We start from the raw sequence: 14,159 nt of genomic DNA on the forward strand, positions 1-14,159 counted from the left end.
TCTGCATCCATAACCTCAAATGTAAGATAAGGATAACAATAATGGAAATTTCAGATTTTGACAAACCTTACTGAGGGAACATGAAGTCGTTAGATTGTTCATTTCATATGACGGGTCAATGCCCAGAATATCAGAGCCAGAGCACTGACCATTGCACCGAGCAGGCACACTCCATTCCAGCCCCAGTAAGCATACATGCTGGTAGATGCGATTGATCCGGTGGCGCTGCCAATCGAATAGAAGACCATATAACCGGCAGTAATTCTGCTGCGGGCTTCCGGGCGCAGATGAAGGATCATGCTCTGGTTGGTGACGTGTACGGCTTGTACGGCCAGGTCAAGAAGGATAATCCCAATGATTAACGCGAGCAGCGAATGCGGGGTATAACTGATTGGCAGCCATGAAAGAAGCAGCAGAGTCAGCGCTACGCCGGTGGTCTTTTGCCCCAAACCCCGATCGGCCAGACGGCCTGCCCGCGCTGCTGCTAACGCCCCGGTAACTCCGGCGAGACCAAACGCTCCAATCGCGGTATGTGACAGGGACAGCGGCGGAGCACTGAGGGGCAGCACCAGGGAAGTCCACAAGATACTGAACGCGGCGAAAATCAGCAGGCATAACACAGCACGGACTCGCAGCAGCCGTTCTTGTGCGAATAGCGTGAACAGTGAACGGAGAAGCTGCGGGTAGGATAAAGATTCTCTCCGGGGCTCAGACTGCGGCAGCACCCTGAACAATACACCTGCCATGATTAACGTGAGTCCTGCGGAGACAAGGTAGACCGAACGCCAACCGGCCAGATCCGTTAACGCGCCGGCGAATGTCCGCGCCAGTAGAATACCAATGACAATTCCGCTGGTCACCACACCGACTGTGCGCCCGCGTTCGGCCGGGGCAGACAAGGTGGCTGCGAATGCAACAAGCGTCTGTGTCACTACCGCAAGCAGTCCGACCGCAGCAATGCCTATGAATAACACCATGCTGGTGGGGGCAGTACCCACGACAATCAAAGCCATCACGGATACCAGCATCTGTCCGGCAATCAGCCGGCGCCGACCCAGCAGATCGCCCAGCGGCACCAGCAACAGTAGTCCAAGGGCGTAGCAAATCTGAGTCACTGTAATCACGATGCCGACGGAAGAATGCGTAATCCCGAATTCGCTGGAGATCACGTCCAGTAAGGGCTGGGCGTAATAAATGTTGGCTACCGCCAGTCCGCAGGTGATGGCAAATAAGAGCGCAACCTTACGGGTCATTAAAGATGCAGATACTGGTTCTGCTGCTACGTCATTAAATTTCGGTTCTTTCACAAAGCCCGCCAAACATAACGCCTCCTTCGATATATGGATATAATAATATACTGATCGGTATGAAATAATTCCTGATTAATATACCGCTAACCAAAATTAATTGTCAAGGAGTAACTGTGTATGTTCACTCTGATTGACAGGAGGATCTGCGGCAAATACAATCGTAATATACCATTCGATATGAAATGAGGGAGTTCAATGGCCCGGCCGCGTGAATTTGATGAGGATAAGGCGCTAGAGGCAGCGATGCATGTGTTTTGGGAAAAAGGGTTCGAGGCGGCCTCTTTAAGCGACTTAACCGCAAGAATGGGCATTCAGCGTCCAAGCCTATACTCTGCCTTTGGAGATAAAAAAGGATTATTTGAAGCTGCCTTGCGAAAATATACAAGTTCCCATGCCGCGTATGTCCGGGGCAGTCTGCACAAGCATTCTTCGGTGAAAGAGGCATTCCGTACTTTTTTTGAAGATGTGGTGTCCAAAGAATATGAGAAAAGCCCGAGCACGGGGTGCTTCTGCATCAATTCAATGGTGGAGCTGGCTCCCCATGATGAGAAGTTCGAGATTCTGACCAGGGAACATCAGATGTACCTCTCGGTCATCTTCCAGGAAACGATTGAACGGGGTATGCAGTCAGGGGAGCTAGATGCCGGGATTAATGCCAAGAATCTGGCGCAGACACTTGTCATCTCGTTAATAGGACTTACGGTGTTCCTGAAGTCCCGTCCTGACATGGCAGTTGTTGATACTTTTGTAAAAGAGATACTTAACTTATTAACCATATCCTAATCAAAAGAGGAAAGGTGATGGCCATCTTCATGGAATCAACTAAAGAGAGGGAACTCTCCTTCGATATCCGCAGAACCTTTATCTTGGGTGCCTATATGCGGGAGTGGCAGATGCCGGAATACCGGGTCATTCTGAAGAAGCCCGAAACAGGAGCCTATGTTGAGATCTATTATTTTCCTGCAGTGGAGGGGGAAGAGATTACGAGGTTTGCAACAGTCGGGTTATCCGCGACTCACCGCCCGAATGGGCAAGCTGTGGGTACAGAGTGGGTGATGGCTCTGACCTCTGACTTAGGCGGAGAGTCTATGGACCGGATATTTACCTATCTCAGTGATCTTATCGCCCATCATATAGAGGCTGCCGGTGATTCGCGGATACCTAGGGTTATGGAAGAGAGCCCGCTTGCCCCGGCTAACTGGACAACCACTGCTTTTCTATTGGATGAGCTGAGGGGGGAAAGTGAAGAGCTGGAGGAGATTCAGGTCGGGAGCGAGAGGGTTGAGATCCTATGGGCGCTGCCAGTCACGGCGCAGGAGGCTGCATTAATTTTAAATGAAGGCGTGGAGGCCTTTGATTTCTACATCGAGGAGATCGAGCATTCCATTATTGATCCGCGGCGCTAGTCAGACTCCAGTTCGCCGATACGTTCTGCGCCGTATAACTGGTTTAGATGTTCGATATGCGTGATTCCCCAATCATTCATGGCCTGCATAATGCCTGACAAGCTTCGTCCGTATTCCGTGATGGAATACTCCACCTTTGGCGGGATCTGGTGGTAAATCTCGCGGTGGACAATATTGTGGTATTCCAGCTCACGCAATTGTTGTGTGAGCATTTTCTTGGTGATCTCAGGAATGGCTCGCTGTAATTCGCTGAATCTCATGGTTCCGTTAGAGAAGAGGCGCAGCAGAATGACGGGCTTCCATTTCCCCACGAAGATTTCTAATGCGGACTCGAATTTGCAGTAGGTCATGCCGCTGCCCCCTTGATTCACGTAAGGTATCTTTTAAGTAACTAGGTTTAATAAAAGTGTCTACTTCTCATGTGAAACCCTTCATATTATTATGCAACTAAGGTTTCTGGAGCGCAAGAAGAACCGCCTGTCCGGGTGGATGGGATGCGGATGGTGTTTGCGTGAACATATGAGAGGGAGTGACACTGTACATGAATATTGTGCTATGGGTCTTACAAATTGTTCTAGGTGCGGGGTTCTTGTATTCGGGCTGGCTGAAGGCATTTCAATTGGAATCGGCCCGGGCGGCCTGGAGCTGGGTGAATGATGTGCCGCAGGGGCTGGTTATGGGGATCGGCATCGCTGAGCTGCTGGGGATCTTAGGGTTGATTTTACCGATGGCGCTCCGAATCCAGCCGCAGCTCACTCCGCTCGCCGCTATGGGTCTGGCTGCTGCCGCATGTTCCGGCTTGGTCTTCCATCTACTGCGGGGCGAACCGGATGTGTGGATCAACATCATCTTTATAGTGCTGGCGATCATCATTACTGTTGGGCGTTTCCGGCTGTTGCAGGGAGGTTAGGGGTCGTCCCTTGACCCCGCAGTAGCACTATCATTATTTATGATACTCACCTTCTCTTCTAATCATTTTACCTGACCGCTGTAACAGCCTACACTTTGTATGAAGCCACTACAGCGTAAAACAGGAGGATATGAAGATGAAGGCAATTACACTTGGACCGCAGGGTCTGCAATATACGGATCATCCGGACAAGCGTCCTGAACAGGGGCAGGTCAAGGTAAGGCTAAAGACAGCCGGACTCAACCACAGGGATTTGTTCATCATCGCGGCTGCCGCTTCTGCTACAGAAGGTGCGTCTGGTCCGATTCATCCTTGCGTGCTTGGTTCAGACGGGGCTGGCGTAATTGCAGAGACGGGTGAAGGGGTAACCGGCCTGTTTCAAGGGATGGAAGTTATCATTAATCCGTGTCTGGGCTGGGATCGGGCGGATGAGGTGCCTGTGGTTCCTGACATATTAGGGTACCCTGCAGACGGGACTTTTGCGGAATATGTCATTGTGCCAGAGCAGAATGTTGTGCCTAAGCCAGCGTATCTGTCCTGGGAAGAGGCGGGTGTGTTACCCTTAGCGGCACTCACTGCGTACCGGGCGTTATTTACCAGAGGGGACCTGAAGCAGGGCGAGCATGTGCTGATTCCTGGCATTGGCGGCGGAGTGGCTACGTTTGCCGCTCTTATGGCGGCAGCGGCTGGGGCGCAGGTTACAGTCACGTCCAGAAGTGAAGCGAAGCGTGCGCAAGCTCTGCAATTACCGGTTACACGGGTGATAGACAGCAACAGCCGTTGGCGGGAGGAGCTTCAGCATCAGCCTGTAGACCTGATCCTGGATAGTGTAGGGCCGGCGACATTCGGGCAATACTTCGAGGTCATTAAGCCTAACGGGAAAATCGTCATGTTCGGCGCAAGCTCAGGCGATGATCTCACCATTCCGGCAAGAGCGATATTCTTCCCGCAGCTTCAGTTGCTTGGAACGTCTATGGGCAGCCATGAAGAATTCACCGCTATGCTTCAGTTCATGGAGCAGCATCAGATACACCCTATCCTGGATAGCGTGTATTCCTTAGCGGAGACTCCGCTTGCCCTTCAGCGGATGGAGCGCGCGGAACAGCTGGGGAACATTGCCCTGAGAATAGGCTAAGGGTAAAGAGACAGGACATAGAGACGCTACTGATTCGGCCCGATAGCCTTGCGCCAGCCAAATGTGATCGGTTTTTCGTCTACAATAAAAACGCTACTGACATAACGTTGTCAGTAGCGTTTTTTTATCATTGGACATGTAAACATTCAAGAAAGGATGAACACTTATGAATTTCGCTTCGATACGTATCATTACTGACGACATTGAGGGTCTGGTTGAATTCTATGAACAAGTGACGGGGGTGACAGCGGAACGGCCCGCTCCTGTATTTGCCGAATTCGTAATGCCTTCATGTACACTTGCCATCGGCCACTCCAAGACAGCGCAGCTATTCGGTACTGACTCTGTAGTGGCGGCCAGTAACCGAACGGTCATTCTGGAGTTCCGCGTTGACGATGTTGAAGCGGAGTATGCACGCTTGAAGCCAACTGTTGAGGATTGGGTACAGGAGCCAACCACGATGCCGTGGGGGAACCGTTCGATGCTGTTCCGAGATCCCGACGGCAACCTGGTGAATCTTTTTCAGCCGGTGACGGAGGATGCGGTTAAACGGTTTGAGGGCAGGTAACGAAAGAAAAAGCTGAAGGTCCCGACGGGTAGCCTCCAGCTTTTTTGTGCATAAAGCCATGTCTAGTCCCCGTAACTCTTCAGCCACGATTTCAGTGATCGGCTCATAATCTCATATTGGCTCTGTGCATCATCGGGATGCAGCTCAATTCCCCCGGACGGGCCCAGGATAATCATATCTACACGGGTCTGGTCCTTAAAGGTAATGGTCCCGGTGTTGCTCGCTCCGAACGAATTCCCTGCATCAAAAGGTCTAAGCTCAGCATCCTGTATCATTTGGATCATTCTATTCGTTTCTTCTTCGTTTAATACGGTGGGGTTAATCATGCCGATGCTGATTTCCTGAACCTGCCCCGAGTCCAGCTTCTCTTTGAACTGCTCTGACCAGCGGGCGTCTGCGCTGCCAGAGGAGCAGCTGGATACCATCATGATGAAACCGGCGATTACCAGGACCACACCGGTTACCCGTTCCACCCCTAAGGCCAGCCCGCTGGGCTCCGCATTCTTAAACCTCCAGCCCAGCCGTAAATACCAGGCTACCTTAGGCCAAATGGCGATAACCAATCCAATAGCTATGATTACAGCACCCATAAATCCAGTCAAATAAATCACATCCTATGTCGGTTCATTCATATTTACTACGGGGAAATATTCGTTCAGGTTTCTTATATAGAAATGCCATCCTGCGAAGGATGGTCTTTACCCTTTTGAAGGGAAAACGCGGCAGCTTACAGAAATAGTATATTAGACAAGAAAATCAATCCAATGAAAGGATAGGGCCATGAGTAACTTCATCCAGAAGCATTGGACGGAGGAGCGTGAGCTGCCGGGGATCAATTGTATTGCTTGGGCAGATGGGGAATGAGGGCTTCATTGCCTGCACCGATGCGGGCGCCGCAAGTAGAATCAAGAAATGCCTTTGCCAGTATTCTAAAATGAACATAGAGCGGTTGGAACGAGGGGGTGAGCGGACGGTGTACGAGTGGCACAGGCAGATCCAGACTATTGTCGATGATATGGACCAAAGCATTAAGCAGCATAACAGTGAGGCCATAACGCTGCAATCTCTTGCTGACAAGCTGGGGTATTCGGAGTTTCATACGACGAGGAAATTCAAAGAGATATCCGGGATGCAGCTTAGGGATTACCTTCGCCACCGGAAGCTGGCTTTTGCACTGAAGGAGGTGCGGGACAGCGGCAAAAGCATCCTGGATATTGCGCTCGACTATGGATTCTCCTCCCATGAAGCCTTTACGCGCGCGTTCAAGGTGACCTATGGTGTGGCCCCAAGCGAGTACCGGAGACACCCGTATCCTGTTGTCCTTCGTACCAAAATCAACCCGTTTGACCGCTACTTATTCGGACTAGGAGAGGTTGGCATGATTAAATCTACAGAAGAGGTTAAGATTTATTTCGTAACCATTCCGGCGCACAAATTCCTGCACATTAAGAACTACGAGAGCAACGGGTACTGGGATTTCTGGCAGAAGCAGAGCCTGATTCCAGGGCAGGACTGCGAGACCATCACCGGCTTGCTGGATAGTATCAAGGGCAAGCTGGATGATGACGGCGGAAGCGACACGAACAGCGGCAACGGCCAGATTATGGCCTATATGAATGACCCGGACGGCAGGCTCTGCGATTGGGGATTTCCACGTACAGAGTGCTATGGGGTGCGTCTCCCTTATGAGTATGAAGGTGAAGTCCCCGCGCAGATGCTGATGGCGGATGTCCCCGAGGCCGAGTATATCGTATTCGAGCACGGGCCATTCGATTATGAGCAGGAGAACCGCAGTGTTGAGGAACGGATGGAGCAGGCGATGGCCACTTTTGACTATACAGGCACTGGCTACTGCTTCGATCCCAGCCCCGGCCGGATCATCTACTTCTATTTCAACCCGGATCGGTACTTCAAGTATGTCCGGCCTGTTCAGAAGTCATAATTGCTGCCAAGCGCCTGCTGCTCTCATAGGGTGGGTGCTTTACTGATTTCCATAGAAGAAGAGTAATGTAACTCTATGCATGACATACAGCACTGAGAACATCCATAATTTGTGATTAACTTGTAAGAGTTGATGATGAAAGGGCGATATTCCTTATGGATGTAAAAAATTCCAATACATATGGCGGCGTAGCGGCTCAGGCGCGAATAAGGTATACTCGTCCTCTGCTGCTTGCCCTAATGGCGATACTGCTGATCAGCAGCCTGACAGCCTGCAGCGGCAACTCTTCTGCGGGCGAAACAGCAAGTCCGTCTGCACAATCAGCCAGTCCATCGGCACCTCCTGCCCGATTGGCCCAGGCAACCCCTGGAGCAACCCCGCTAACGACCAAAGCGACCGGCCAGATTTATCTGTATGGCGAATCCCATGGCGTTGCCAAGATTATGGACAAGGAATATGAAGCTTGGTCTGATTATTACCACAACAAGGGCTTGAGACACCTATTCGTGGAGCAGTCCTATTACGCTGCCGAATACTTGAACCTGTGGATGCAGTCGGACAATGATGACATTTTGGAGGAGCTTTATCAGGATTGGGAAGGGACTCAGGGTCACATTCCCTATACGAAGACTTTTTTTCGAAAAATAAAAAGCGGATGTCCTGATACTATTTTCCACGGAACAGATATTGGGCATGGGCGAGAGACTACTGGTAACCGGTTCTTGTCTTATCTGGCGGACCATAATCTGACCGGATCGGAGATGTATACCTTAACAAAAGAAGTGATTCAACAGGGCTGGTTCTATTATAGAAGTCATAATGAGGTATACCGGGAGAATAAGATGACGGAGAATTTCATCCGAGAATTTGAAAAGCTGGGCAGCGAGAGCATTATGGGCATTTACGGTTCAGCGCATACCGGAGTCGACAAAATGGACATCATCACCCAATCGGTCCCTTGCATGGCGAATCAATTACATAAGTATTATGGCGGCAACCTGCATACGGAGGACATAAGCTGGATGGTTAAGGATATTGACCGTATCCGGGTGGATCACATCACCTTGCAGGGCAAGAAGTACACGGCTTCGTATTATGGGAAGCAGGATTTGAACGGGTTCAAGGATTACGCCTCCCGGGAGTTTTGGCGACTGGAGGGAGCTTATGAAGATGTCAATAAGCTGCCACTGACGGGTAATGTTCTTCCCTATGATGAATATCCGATGTTGATCGAAGAAGGACAGGTATTTGCCATCAGTTTTACTAAAACAGACGGTTCGGTGGAAAGAGAATACTATGTGGCTAACGGTAAGCAGTGGGAGGGAAGGGATGCGACGTGGAAACTTAAGATAACGGAATGATCTGCTGTATGTAAGCAAACCTGCGGAAATGGTATATTAGTGTAGGAGTTTCCATTTCTTAAGCGGATGGGCAGGTGTATCATTTGGACATGAATAGTGGAAAAGGAAAAGCTCTTATCAGGGAATTTATAACTTGGGCGGAGGAGCAGGGCTGGGAGATTAGGAGGAAGTCTGGTTCTCAGCTACATTTAGATAGCGTCATTACTTCCCGATATAAAGGACTGCCCGATGAGTATTTAGAATTTCTAAAGGTAGTTGAGACGTGCGTTGCACCGGATGAGCAAACCTGGTTTATTGGTGAGGCTGAGTTCAATCATAGCGCGGAAACCGAGTTTCGGTGGAATGAATTTGAAACGCTTAGTTTGGAGGCCGCAGCGGGTGATTCAGCCTGGCAGTCCGAGATCACGGCCTGGTGGGATCATCACTTGCCGATCGTAATGTCTGTGAAGGATGGATATTCCTTCTATGCCATCGACTTAACAACGGATAGCGGGGCTATTGTCCATGGATATGAGCCTGAATTCGAAGAGGTTGAGCAGGTAGCCGATTCGTTCGGGGAATTCCTGGCCTGGCTGATGTCGGATTCGAGTAGATAGATTCTAAGATGCGAGAAGATCAGAACCTGAGGGAATAGGTTCTGATCTTTTTTATTGATTAGGAGATTATGATTTTCGTCCGATGTGGATAAGTTGTGCATAAAGTTGGGGGTAAGTGTCTTGGAGCATCGGCAGGATGACTTTATTCTGGTTCAGTAATAGGAATGATTTCGCTGATTTCACCGAACAGCCGGATTTGGTCGAAAAACCGATCACATTCGGTGCGGCAGAGGCGTGTGAGCCGGATTTGGTCGAAAAACCGATCACATCCGGTGCGGCAGAGGCGTGTGGGCCGGATAAGGTCGAAAAACCGATCACATCCGGTGCGGCAGAGGCGTGTGGGCCGGATTTGGTCGAAAAACCGATCACATTCGGTGCGGCAGAGGCGTGTGGGCCAGATAAGGTCGAAAAACTGATCACATCCGGTGCGGCAGAGGCGTGTGGGCCAGATAAGGTCGAAAAACTGATCACATTGGGGATGCCGCAGGCATTTTATGCTTGGATAGAGCTTGAGAGTTGCTTCAATCCTGCTCCTGGCCCCGGTCATGCTCTATTTCAACCATTTTAATAAAGTCGGAAGGGGCAATTTTTAACCCTCAGTTGACAGAATTCTCCCATCTTCTTTAAGTGGGGGATGAATGGAAACGGTCTAATCTACATGGATTCTAACCGCCTAAGATGTTATAATCAAAGTATTCAGTCGTATCTTGGAAAGGTCAGTGAAATTAATGAAATTAGACTCGAATAATCATTCAGTGTTCTCCCTTCACTTCCACCTTATTCTAGTCATCAAGTATCGTAGGAAAGTAATTACAGATCCAATATCCGAACGTCTGAAAGAGATATTTGCATACATTCAGCCTACTTACAATGTGACTTTGCAGGAATGGAATCATGACAGGGATCACGTTCATATCCTAATGAAAACTCATCCTAATACCGACATTTCTAAATTTCTCAACGCTTATAAGAGTGCATCATCTAGGCTGATCAAGAAGGAGTTTCCTACCCTCCGAAAATCACTTTGGAAAGAGGCTTTTTGGTCACGCTCCTATTGCTTGCTTACAACGGGTGGAGCGCCAATAGACGTCATTCAAAAATACATCGAAAACCAAGGTGTGAAAGGGTGATCGCCATTGCTGAAAGCCTACAAATACCGTATCTATCCAAGCCAAGGGCAACAACACTACTTCGCTAAAGTGTTCGGATGCGTTCGCTTCATCTACAATAAAATGCTTGCAGATAAAATTGAACATTACAAGCAAACGGAAACGATGCTGAGGAATACACCCGCACAATACAAAAAGGAATTCGACTGGCTGAAAGAAGTCGATAGCCTTGCCTTAGCGAATACACAACTGAATTTAGACAAGGCTTATAAGAATTTTTTTCGGGATAAGAAAACGGGATTTCCTAAATTCAAGAGCAAGAAGACGAATAATCATAGCTTTACAACGAATAACCAAAATGGAACAGTGGCTATAGAGGATGGATATCTCAAGATTCCAAAGCTAAAAACGGGCATTAAAATCAAGCTGCACCGCCCATTCGTGGGGCTGATCAAATCATGCACGATTTCAAAAACACCAACGGGAAAGTATTATGCTTCCGTATTGGTTGAAACGGATATCGTTCAGTTGCCCAAAATGCATACGAAGATTGGCGTTGATCTTGGGCTGAAAGACTTTGCTATGACTTCAAATGGCGAAATCCTATCCAATCCTAAATACTTGCGTACGTCTGAAAAGCGATTAGCGAAGCTGCAAAAGGATGTATCGCGGAAGAAGAAGGGAAGCATAACCGTCATAAAGCTAGGCTGAAAGTTGCCAAGCACCATGAAAAAATAGCGAATCAGCGTAAAGACTTCTTGCATAAAACGTCTGCCAAAATGATAAACGAAAACCAAGTTATCGTGATGGAAGACTTACGTGTAAAGAATATGATGCAGAATCACAAACTTGCAAAAGCGATTAGCGAGGTATCTTGGAGTATGTTCCGTTCGATGCTTGAATATAAGGCTCAATGGTATGGCAGAGAACTTATTATTGCCCCTAAGCACTATGCAAGCAGTCAGCTTTGCTCCTGTTGCGGTTATAAGAATGCAGAGGTGAAGAATCTTGCCTTGCGAGAGTGGACTTGTCCAGAATGTAACGTGCATCATGATCGCGATGTAAACGCTGCTCAAAACCTACTGAAACTAGCCATGTGATATTGCAATGATTGGGCTAGGGACTAGCCTTTGAGCTTGGGTAAACTTGGAGCAGTAGCTTCATTGACCAAGAAGCCGCCACCTCTTAGGTGGATGGTAGTTCACACCTCTGCAAAGCTCAAATATTTTGGTAATGGATGGCTCGTTGCGGCCGACCTCGATCATAGAGAAATAGGAACGATCTACGTTGCATTCGTGAGCAAGGTCCTCTTGGCTCAAGCCTTGCTTGGCTCGCATCGCTTTAATGATTTTTCCGATAATTTGTTTAAGTGTGTTGGGTGTATCGTTCAAGGAAAATACGCCTCTAATCCATTTGGAATTGTTCCAGTAACAGTTACCTACACCTGCCCGGCCATTTCCAAAAACCTGGACATTGCACTGGAAAGCACGGAGTTGCGGCGGTATATCAACCATACCTCTAGCTTCCGGTATTCTTCGGGCAGGCGGTGGGAGATGATTCGGCCGGCCTCTTCTGCCTTGCGGATCGAGGACTTAGGCAGCAGCGATACGCCGAGTCCGGCAGATACTCCGTGTAGTATCATTTCCAGCGTGCCGAATTCCCGGATCTGAACCGAGTGCACCCCGCTCTCGCGCAGGAAGCGCTCCGCTTTGATGCGGTGTGTGCAACCAACGTCGAAGAACAGCATAGGCTTGTGCAGCAACTCATGCAACTCAGTTGTCCCCGGTTCAGCAATTAGCACCAGTTCCTCCTCGTATGCCGCAACATGCCCGATCTCCGGCTGGTCTATAGGTCCATAGACAAAGGCGCCATCCAGCTTATGGTCAAGCACCTTGTGCAGAAGGTCATGTGTTTCGCCTGTGATGAGCGACAGATGGACGTCGGGGTAGCGGGAATGGTAGCCGGCGATCATGGATGTGAGATGAATGACCGCAGTCGTCTCAATAGAGCCGATTCGCAGCGGGCCAGCCGGGTGCTCTGAGTATTGTGTTGATTGTACAGCCTCATCCATTAGCATCAGTATAGCATTCGCGTATTCCAGCAGATTCTCGCCCGCAGGCGTTAACGTCATTCCACGGTTGGACCGGTGAAACAGCGGGACCTTCAGCTCGGCCTCCAGGAACTGAATCCGGCTGGTCACATTGGACTGAACATAGTTCAAGGCTTGCGCAGCCTTCGTAATCGTACCCTCACGGGCCACAGCCTGAAAAATCCTCAAATCTCCACTTTCCATTGCGGTGTCACCTTCTGTATATCATAATCTGTGATCGTTCCTTCGAATGCTACCACACCCCGAAGCCCGGATCATACTCCCGGACGGCCGAATTAATCGCCTCCACTATACGGGGAAGGTCCTCTTCCGGGTAGCCATAGTCCTCGGGCATGGCCTGCGGGTGAACAATAGCAGATACGCTGCCGGGGTACAGCTCAATCTTATGCTCTTTCATCCCAATCTCGAAAGAATCCTTGAATGTCAAACCGTCATGGACCAGAAAAAAGTACAGGTCGTGTATATCATCCTCTTCAACGATGAGCACACCTTGTTCGTTCAGCTTCATAAGATAACCTCCTGCTCGAATAGGGTTACATCTATTATATTCGATTTGTTATGAGAGAAGCTCGGTAGGACAGGGGAGTTGCCGACTCGTATTTCTTGAAGATCTTAATGAAATAACCGGCATCGCAAAAATTCAAGTGATTGCTGATCTCGTTGATTGACCAATCCGTTGTTGCCAGCAGCTCCTTCGCCCACCCGATCTTCATGCGGGCGACATATAGGGAGAAATGCTCTCCCATCTCCCTGGTGAACAGGCGGCTGAAGTAGCTCGGGCTGATATGGCATAGCTGTGCCAGCGATTTCAGCGAGAAATTCTCCTCCCGGTGGCTTAGCATATAGTCCAAAGCAGGCTGCAGCGTAGAACTTATGCATTCCGTCTTGTATGCGCTTCCCGAAGAGGCCGGAGTCTTGGGAGCCGAGGGCGGCTCTAGGGGCAGCGCAGACAGCCCGGGCTTCGGCTTGGACTCCTGCTGCGGGTTCAAGGCCTCATGCTGCTGGTTCCGCTCCAGCAGCTCATACTTCAGGATCGATTCCTTGACCACATAGTTGCACAAATGATAGAGCATGTCGGCGGTGGCCACGATCTCCTCATACGTCATGACGGGCAGCAGCTCATACTTGCGGGCCCGTTCCTCCGTCATGGCGTCCTGTTGCGGACGGGATACAATCTGCTCCAGATTCGGGCCGCTTCCCTCCGCCAGCCGGATCTGTCCGGCCATCAGCGCACCGATGTACTGATTATCGACAATGATAGGGATAGCAATGTCGAGAATATCGAAGTGGCAGCGGTAGATATAGGGCCGGCTCAGCCGTACAGCCTCCAGACCTCCGCGCGCGTCACATTTTTGACAATAGGGCGAGAATTCCTTGTCGCTGCGCACGGTCTGGCAGAAGGCCTGACAGCGGCTATGTGCTGTAACCGGCACGCCTTTATAATCGACCATAATGATGGCCATGCGCGTCACTAGGGACAACGATTCCTGAAGCTTGCCCCATTCATCCATATCAATGATATATTTCAAATCGAATTTAGATTGCATTCGGCTCACCCTTTCCATCTACAGTCACAAGTGGGAACAAGATAATTATAATTCAGATGCTGACAACATAATAATACTATTTTGCAGCATATTAATTCGTTTGCTTTGTCCCATGCGCCCCTCTAACCACTTGTCTATAATGGGGACATACGACTCGAGGAGGAA

17 protein-coding genes and 1 pseudogene are annotated in these 14,159 nt (G+C 49.6%); 11 read left to right on the plus strand and 7 right to left on the minus strand.

What is annotated here, in order from left to right; all coding sequences use genetic code 11:
• Window positions 1-98 precede the first annotated feature (98 nt).
• Window positions 99-1,253, minus strand: a complete 1,155-nt coding sequence (locus MKX42_RS01665) for an MFS transporter (RefSeq protein WP_340757596.1) — start codon at window positions 1,251-1,253, stop codon at window positions 99-101.
• A gap of 252 nt (window positions 1,254-1,505) precedes the next feature.
• On the opposite strand from MKX42_RS01665, the gene MKX42_RS01670 reads away from it, so the two are divergent.
• Together MKX42_RS01670 and MKX42_RS01675 are read left to right on the plus strand one after the other, a co-directional pair.
• Window positions 1,506-2,093 (plus strand): TetR/AcrR family transcriptional regulator, encoded by a 588-nt coding sequence (locus tag MKX42_RS01670; protein ID WP_340750692.1) that lies wholly within the window; start codon window positions 1,506-1,508, stop codon window positions 2,091-2,093.
• 29 nt (window positions 2,094-2,122) lie between these two features.
• Window positions 2,123-2,716 (plus strand): suppressor of fused domain protein, encoded by a 594-nt coding sequence (locus MKX42_RS01675; protein ID WP_340750693.1) that lies wholly within the window; start codon window positions 2,123-2,125, stop codon window positions 2,714-2,716.
• On the opposite strand, the gene MKX42_RS01680 is transcribed toward MKX42_RS01675, so the two are convergent.
• On the minus strand, window positions 2,713-3,066 hold the full coding sequence (locus MKX42_RS01680) for a winged helix-turn-helix transcriptional regulator (RefSeq protein WP_076085670.1): 354 nt from the start codon (window positions 3,064-3,066) through the stop codon (window positions 2,713-2,715). The genes MKX42_RS01675 and MKX42_RS01680 overlap by 4 nt on opposite strands.
• Before the next feature lie 191 nt (window positions 3,067-3,257).
• On the opposite strand from MKX42_RS01680, the gene MKX42_RS01685 reads away from it, so the two are divergent.
• The 3 genes from MKX42_RS01685 (at window position 3,258) to MKX42_RS01695 (ending at window position 5,329) form a co-directional block, all read left to right on the plus strand.
• On the plus strand, window positions 3,258-3,626 hold the full coding sequence (locus MKX42_RS01685) for a DoxX family protein (protein WP_340750695.1): 369 nt from the start codon (window positions 3,258-3,260) through the stop codon (window positions 3,624-3,626).
• 136 nt (window positions 3,627-3,762) lie between these two features.
• Window positions 3,763-4,761 (plus strand): zinc-binding dehydrogenase, encoded by a 999-nt coding sequence (locus MKX42_RS01690; protein ID WP_340750697.1) that lies wholly within the window; start codon window positions 3,763-3,765, stop codon window positions 4,759-4,761.
• Between the two features lie 166 nt (window positions 4,762-4,927).
• Complete coding sequence (locus MKX42_RS01695) at window positions 4,928-5,329, plus strand: VOC family protein (RefSeq protein ID WP_076085661.1); 402 nt, start codon at window positions 4,928-4,930, stop codon at window positions 5,327-5,329.
• 62 nt (window positions 5,330-5,391) lie between these two features.
• Here the strand turns inward: MKX42_RS01695 and MKX42_RS01700 are convergent, their stop codons facing one another.
• Window positions 5,392-5,931 carry a DUF6199 family natural product biosynthesis protein gene (locus MKX42_RS01700; RefSeq protein ID WP_340750699.1) on the minus strand — a complete coding sequence of 180 codons (540 nt, stop codon included), beginning with the start codon at window positions 5,929-5,931 and terminating at the stop codon, window positions 5,392-5,394.
• A gap of 371 nt (window positions 5,932-6,302) precedes the next feature.
• On the opposite strand from MKX42_RS01700, the gene MKX42_RS01705 reads away from it, so the two are divergent.
• The 6 genes and pseudogenes from MKX42_RS01705 to tnpB all read left to right on the plus strand — a co-directional run bounded on the left by MKX42_RS01705 (window position 6,303) and on the right by tnpB (window position 11,437).
• Window positions 6,303-7,271 carry a helix-turn-helix transcriptional regulator gene (locus MKX42_RS01705; protein ID WP_340750700.1) on the plus strand — a complete coding sequence of 323 codons (969 nt, stop codon included), beginning with the start codon at window positions 6,303-6,305 and terminating at the stop codon, window positions 7,269-7,271.
• A gap of 155 nt (window positions 7,272-7,426) precedes the next feature.
• A complete protein-coding gene (locus MKX42_RS01710) occupies window positions 7,427-8,632 on the plus strand; it encodes a hypothetical protein (RefSeq protein ID WP_340750703.1) in 1,206 nt (401 codons plus the stop codon).
• A gap of 89 nt (window positions 8,633-8,721) precedes the next feature.
• The gene (locus MKX42_RS01715; protein WP_340750705.1) at window positions 8,722-9,228 is read left to right on the plus strand and encodes an SMI1/KNR4 family protein; all 507 of its coding nucleotides are present in this window, start codon (window positions 8,722-8,724) and stop codon (window positions 9,226-9,228) included.
• A 136-nt stretch (window positions 9,229-9,364) separates the two neighbouring features.
• On the plus strand, window positions 9,365-9,796 hold the full coding sequence (locus MKX42_RS01720; protein WP_340750707.1) for a hypothetical protein: 432 nt from the start codon (window positions 9,365-9,367) through the stop codon (window positions 9,794-9,796).
• Window positions 9,797-9,956: 160 nt separating this feature from the next.
• Window positions 9,957-10,358: an IS200/IS605 family transposase gene (gene tnpA, locus MKX42_RS01725; protein ID WP_143803733.1), complete on the plus strand. Its 402-nt coding sequence runs from the start codon at window positions 9,957-9,959 to the stop codon at window positions 10,356-10,358.
• A gap of 6 nt (window positions 10,359-10,364) precedes the next feature.
• Window positions 10,365-11,437 (plus strand): annotated as a pseudogene (tnpB, locus tag MKX42_RS01730) (IS200/IS605 family element RNA-guided endonuclease TnpB).
• A 60-nt stretch (window positions 11,438-11,497) separates the two neighbouring features.
• On the opposite strand, the gene MKX42_RS33360 reads toward tnpB, so the two are convergent.
• The 4 genes from MKX42_RS33360 to MKX42_RS01745 are packed head-to-tail and all read right to left on the minus strand — an operon-like array spanning window position 11,498 to window position 13,994.
• The gene (locus tag MKX42_RS33360; RefSeq protein WP_445669291.1) at window positions 11,498-11,851 is read right to left on the minus strand and encodes a helix-turn-helix domain-containing protein; all 354 of its coding nucleotides are present in this window, start codon (window positions 11,849-11,851) and stop codon (window positions 11,498-11,500) included.
• Window positions 11,776-12,630: a LysR family transcriptional regulator gene (locus MKX42_RS01735; protein ID WP_340750708.1), complete on the minus strand. Its 855-nt coding sequence runs from the start codon at window positions 12,628-12,630 to the stop codon at window positions 11,776-11,778. Before MKX42_RS01735 ends, MKX42_RS33360 begins: the two co-directional genes overlap by 76 nt.
• 49 nt (window positions 12,631-12,679) lie before the next feature.
• Complete coding sequence (locus MKX42_RS01740; protein WP_340750710.1) at window positions 12,680-12,955, minus strand: hypothetical protein; 276 nt, start codon at window positions 12,953-12,955, stop codon at window positions 12,680-12,682.
• Between the two features lie 34 nt (window positions 12,956-12,989).
• Complete coding sequence (locus MKX42_RS01745) at window positions 12,990-13,994, minus strand: PocR ligand-binding domain-containing protein (protein ID WP_340750712.1); 1,005 nt, start codon at window positions 13,992-13,994, stop codon at window positions 12,990-12,992.
• Window positions 13,995-14,159: the final 165 nt, after the last annotated feature.

Source organism: Paenibacillus sp. FSL R7-0204, from assembly GCF_038002225.1.
In the GTDB taxonomy this organism is placed as follows: domain Bacteria; phylum Bacillota; class Bacilli; order Paenibacillales; family Paenibacillaceae; genus Paenibacillus_AQ.

Bases quoted from the DNA above. Each gene is read 5' to 3' on its own strand.
- MKX42_RS01680 (WP_076085670.1), bottom strand. From the start codon at position 3,066: ATGACCTACTGCAAATTCGAGTCCGCATTAGAAATCTTCGTGGGGAAA.
- MKX42_RS01720 (WP_340750707.1), top strand. From the start codon at position 9,365: ATGACTTTATTCTGGTTCAGTAATAGGAATGATTTCGCTGATTTCACC.
- tnpA (WP_143803733.1), top strand. From the start codon at position 9,957: ATGAAATTAGACTCGAATAATCATTCAGTGTTCTCCCTTCACTTCCAC.
- MKX42_RS01710 (WP_340750703.1), top strand. From the start codon at position 7,427: ATGGATGTAAAAAATTCCAATACATATGGCGGCGTAGCGGCTCAGGCG.
- MKX42_RS01715 (WP_340750705.1), top strand. From the start codon at position 8,722: ATGAATAGTGGAAAAGGAAAAGCTCTTATCAGGGAATTTATAACTTGG.
- MKX42_RS01675 (WP_340750693.1), top strand. From the start codon at position 2,123: ATGGAATCAACTAAAGAGAGGGAACTCTCCTTCGATATCCGCAGAACC.
- MKX42_RS01685 (WP_340750695.1), top strand. From the start codon at position 3,258: ATGAATATTGTGCTATGGGTCTTACAAATTGTTCTAGGTGCGGGGTTC.
- MKX42_RS01740 (WP_340750710.1), bottom strand. From the start codon at position 12,955: ATGAAGCTGAACGAACAAGGTGTGCTCATCGTTGAAGAGGATGATATA.
- MKX42_RS01665 (WP_340757596.1), bottom strand. From the start codon at position 1,253: ATGACCCGTAAGGTTGCGCTCTTATTTGCCATCACCTGCGGACTGGCG.
- MKX42_RS33360 (WP_445669291.1), bottom strand. From the start codon at position 11,851: ATGGTTGATATACCGCCGCAACTCCGTGCTTTCCAGTGCAATGTCCAG.
- MKX42_RS01690 (WP_340750697.1), top strand. From the start codon at position 3,763: ATGAAGGCAATTACACTTGGACCGCAGGGTCTGCAATATACGGATCAT.
- MKX42_RS01735 (WP_340750708.1), bottom strand. From the start codon at position 12,630: ATGGAAAGTGGAGATTTGAGGATTTTTCAGGCTGTGGCCCGTGAGGGT.
- MKX42_RS01745 (WP_340750712.1), bottom strand. From the start codon at position 13,994: ATGCAATCTAAATTCGATTTGAAATATATCATTGATATGGATGAATGG.
- MKX42_RS01670 (WP_340750692.1), top strand. From the start codon at position 1,506: ATGGCCCGGCCGCGTGAATTTGATGAGGATAAGGCGCTAGAGGCAGCG.
- MKX42_RS01695 (WP_076085661.1), top strand. From the start codon at position 4,928: ATGAATTTCGCTTCGATACGTATCATTACTGACGACATTGAGGGTCTG.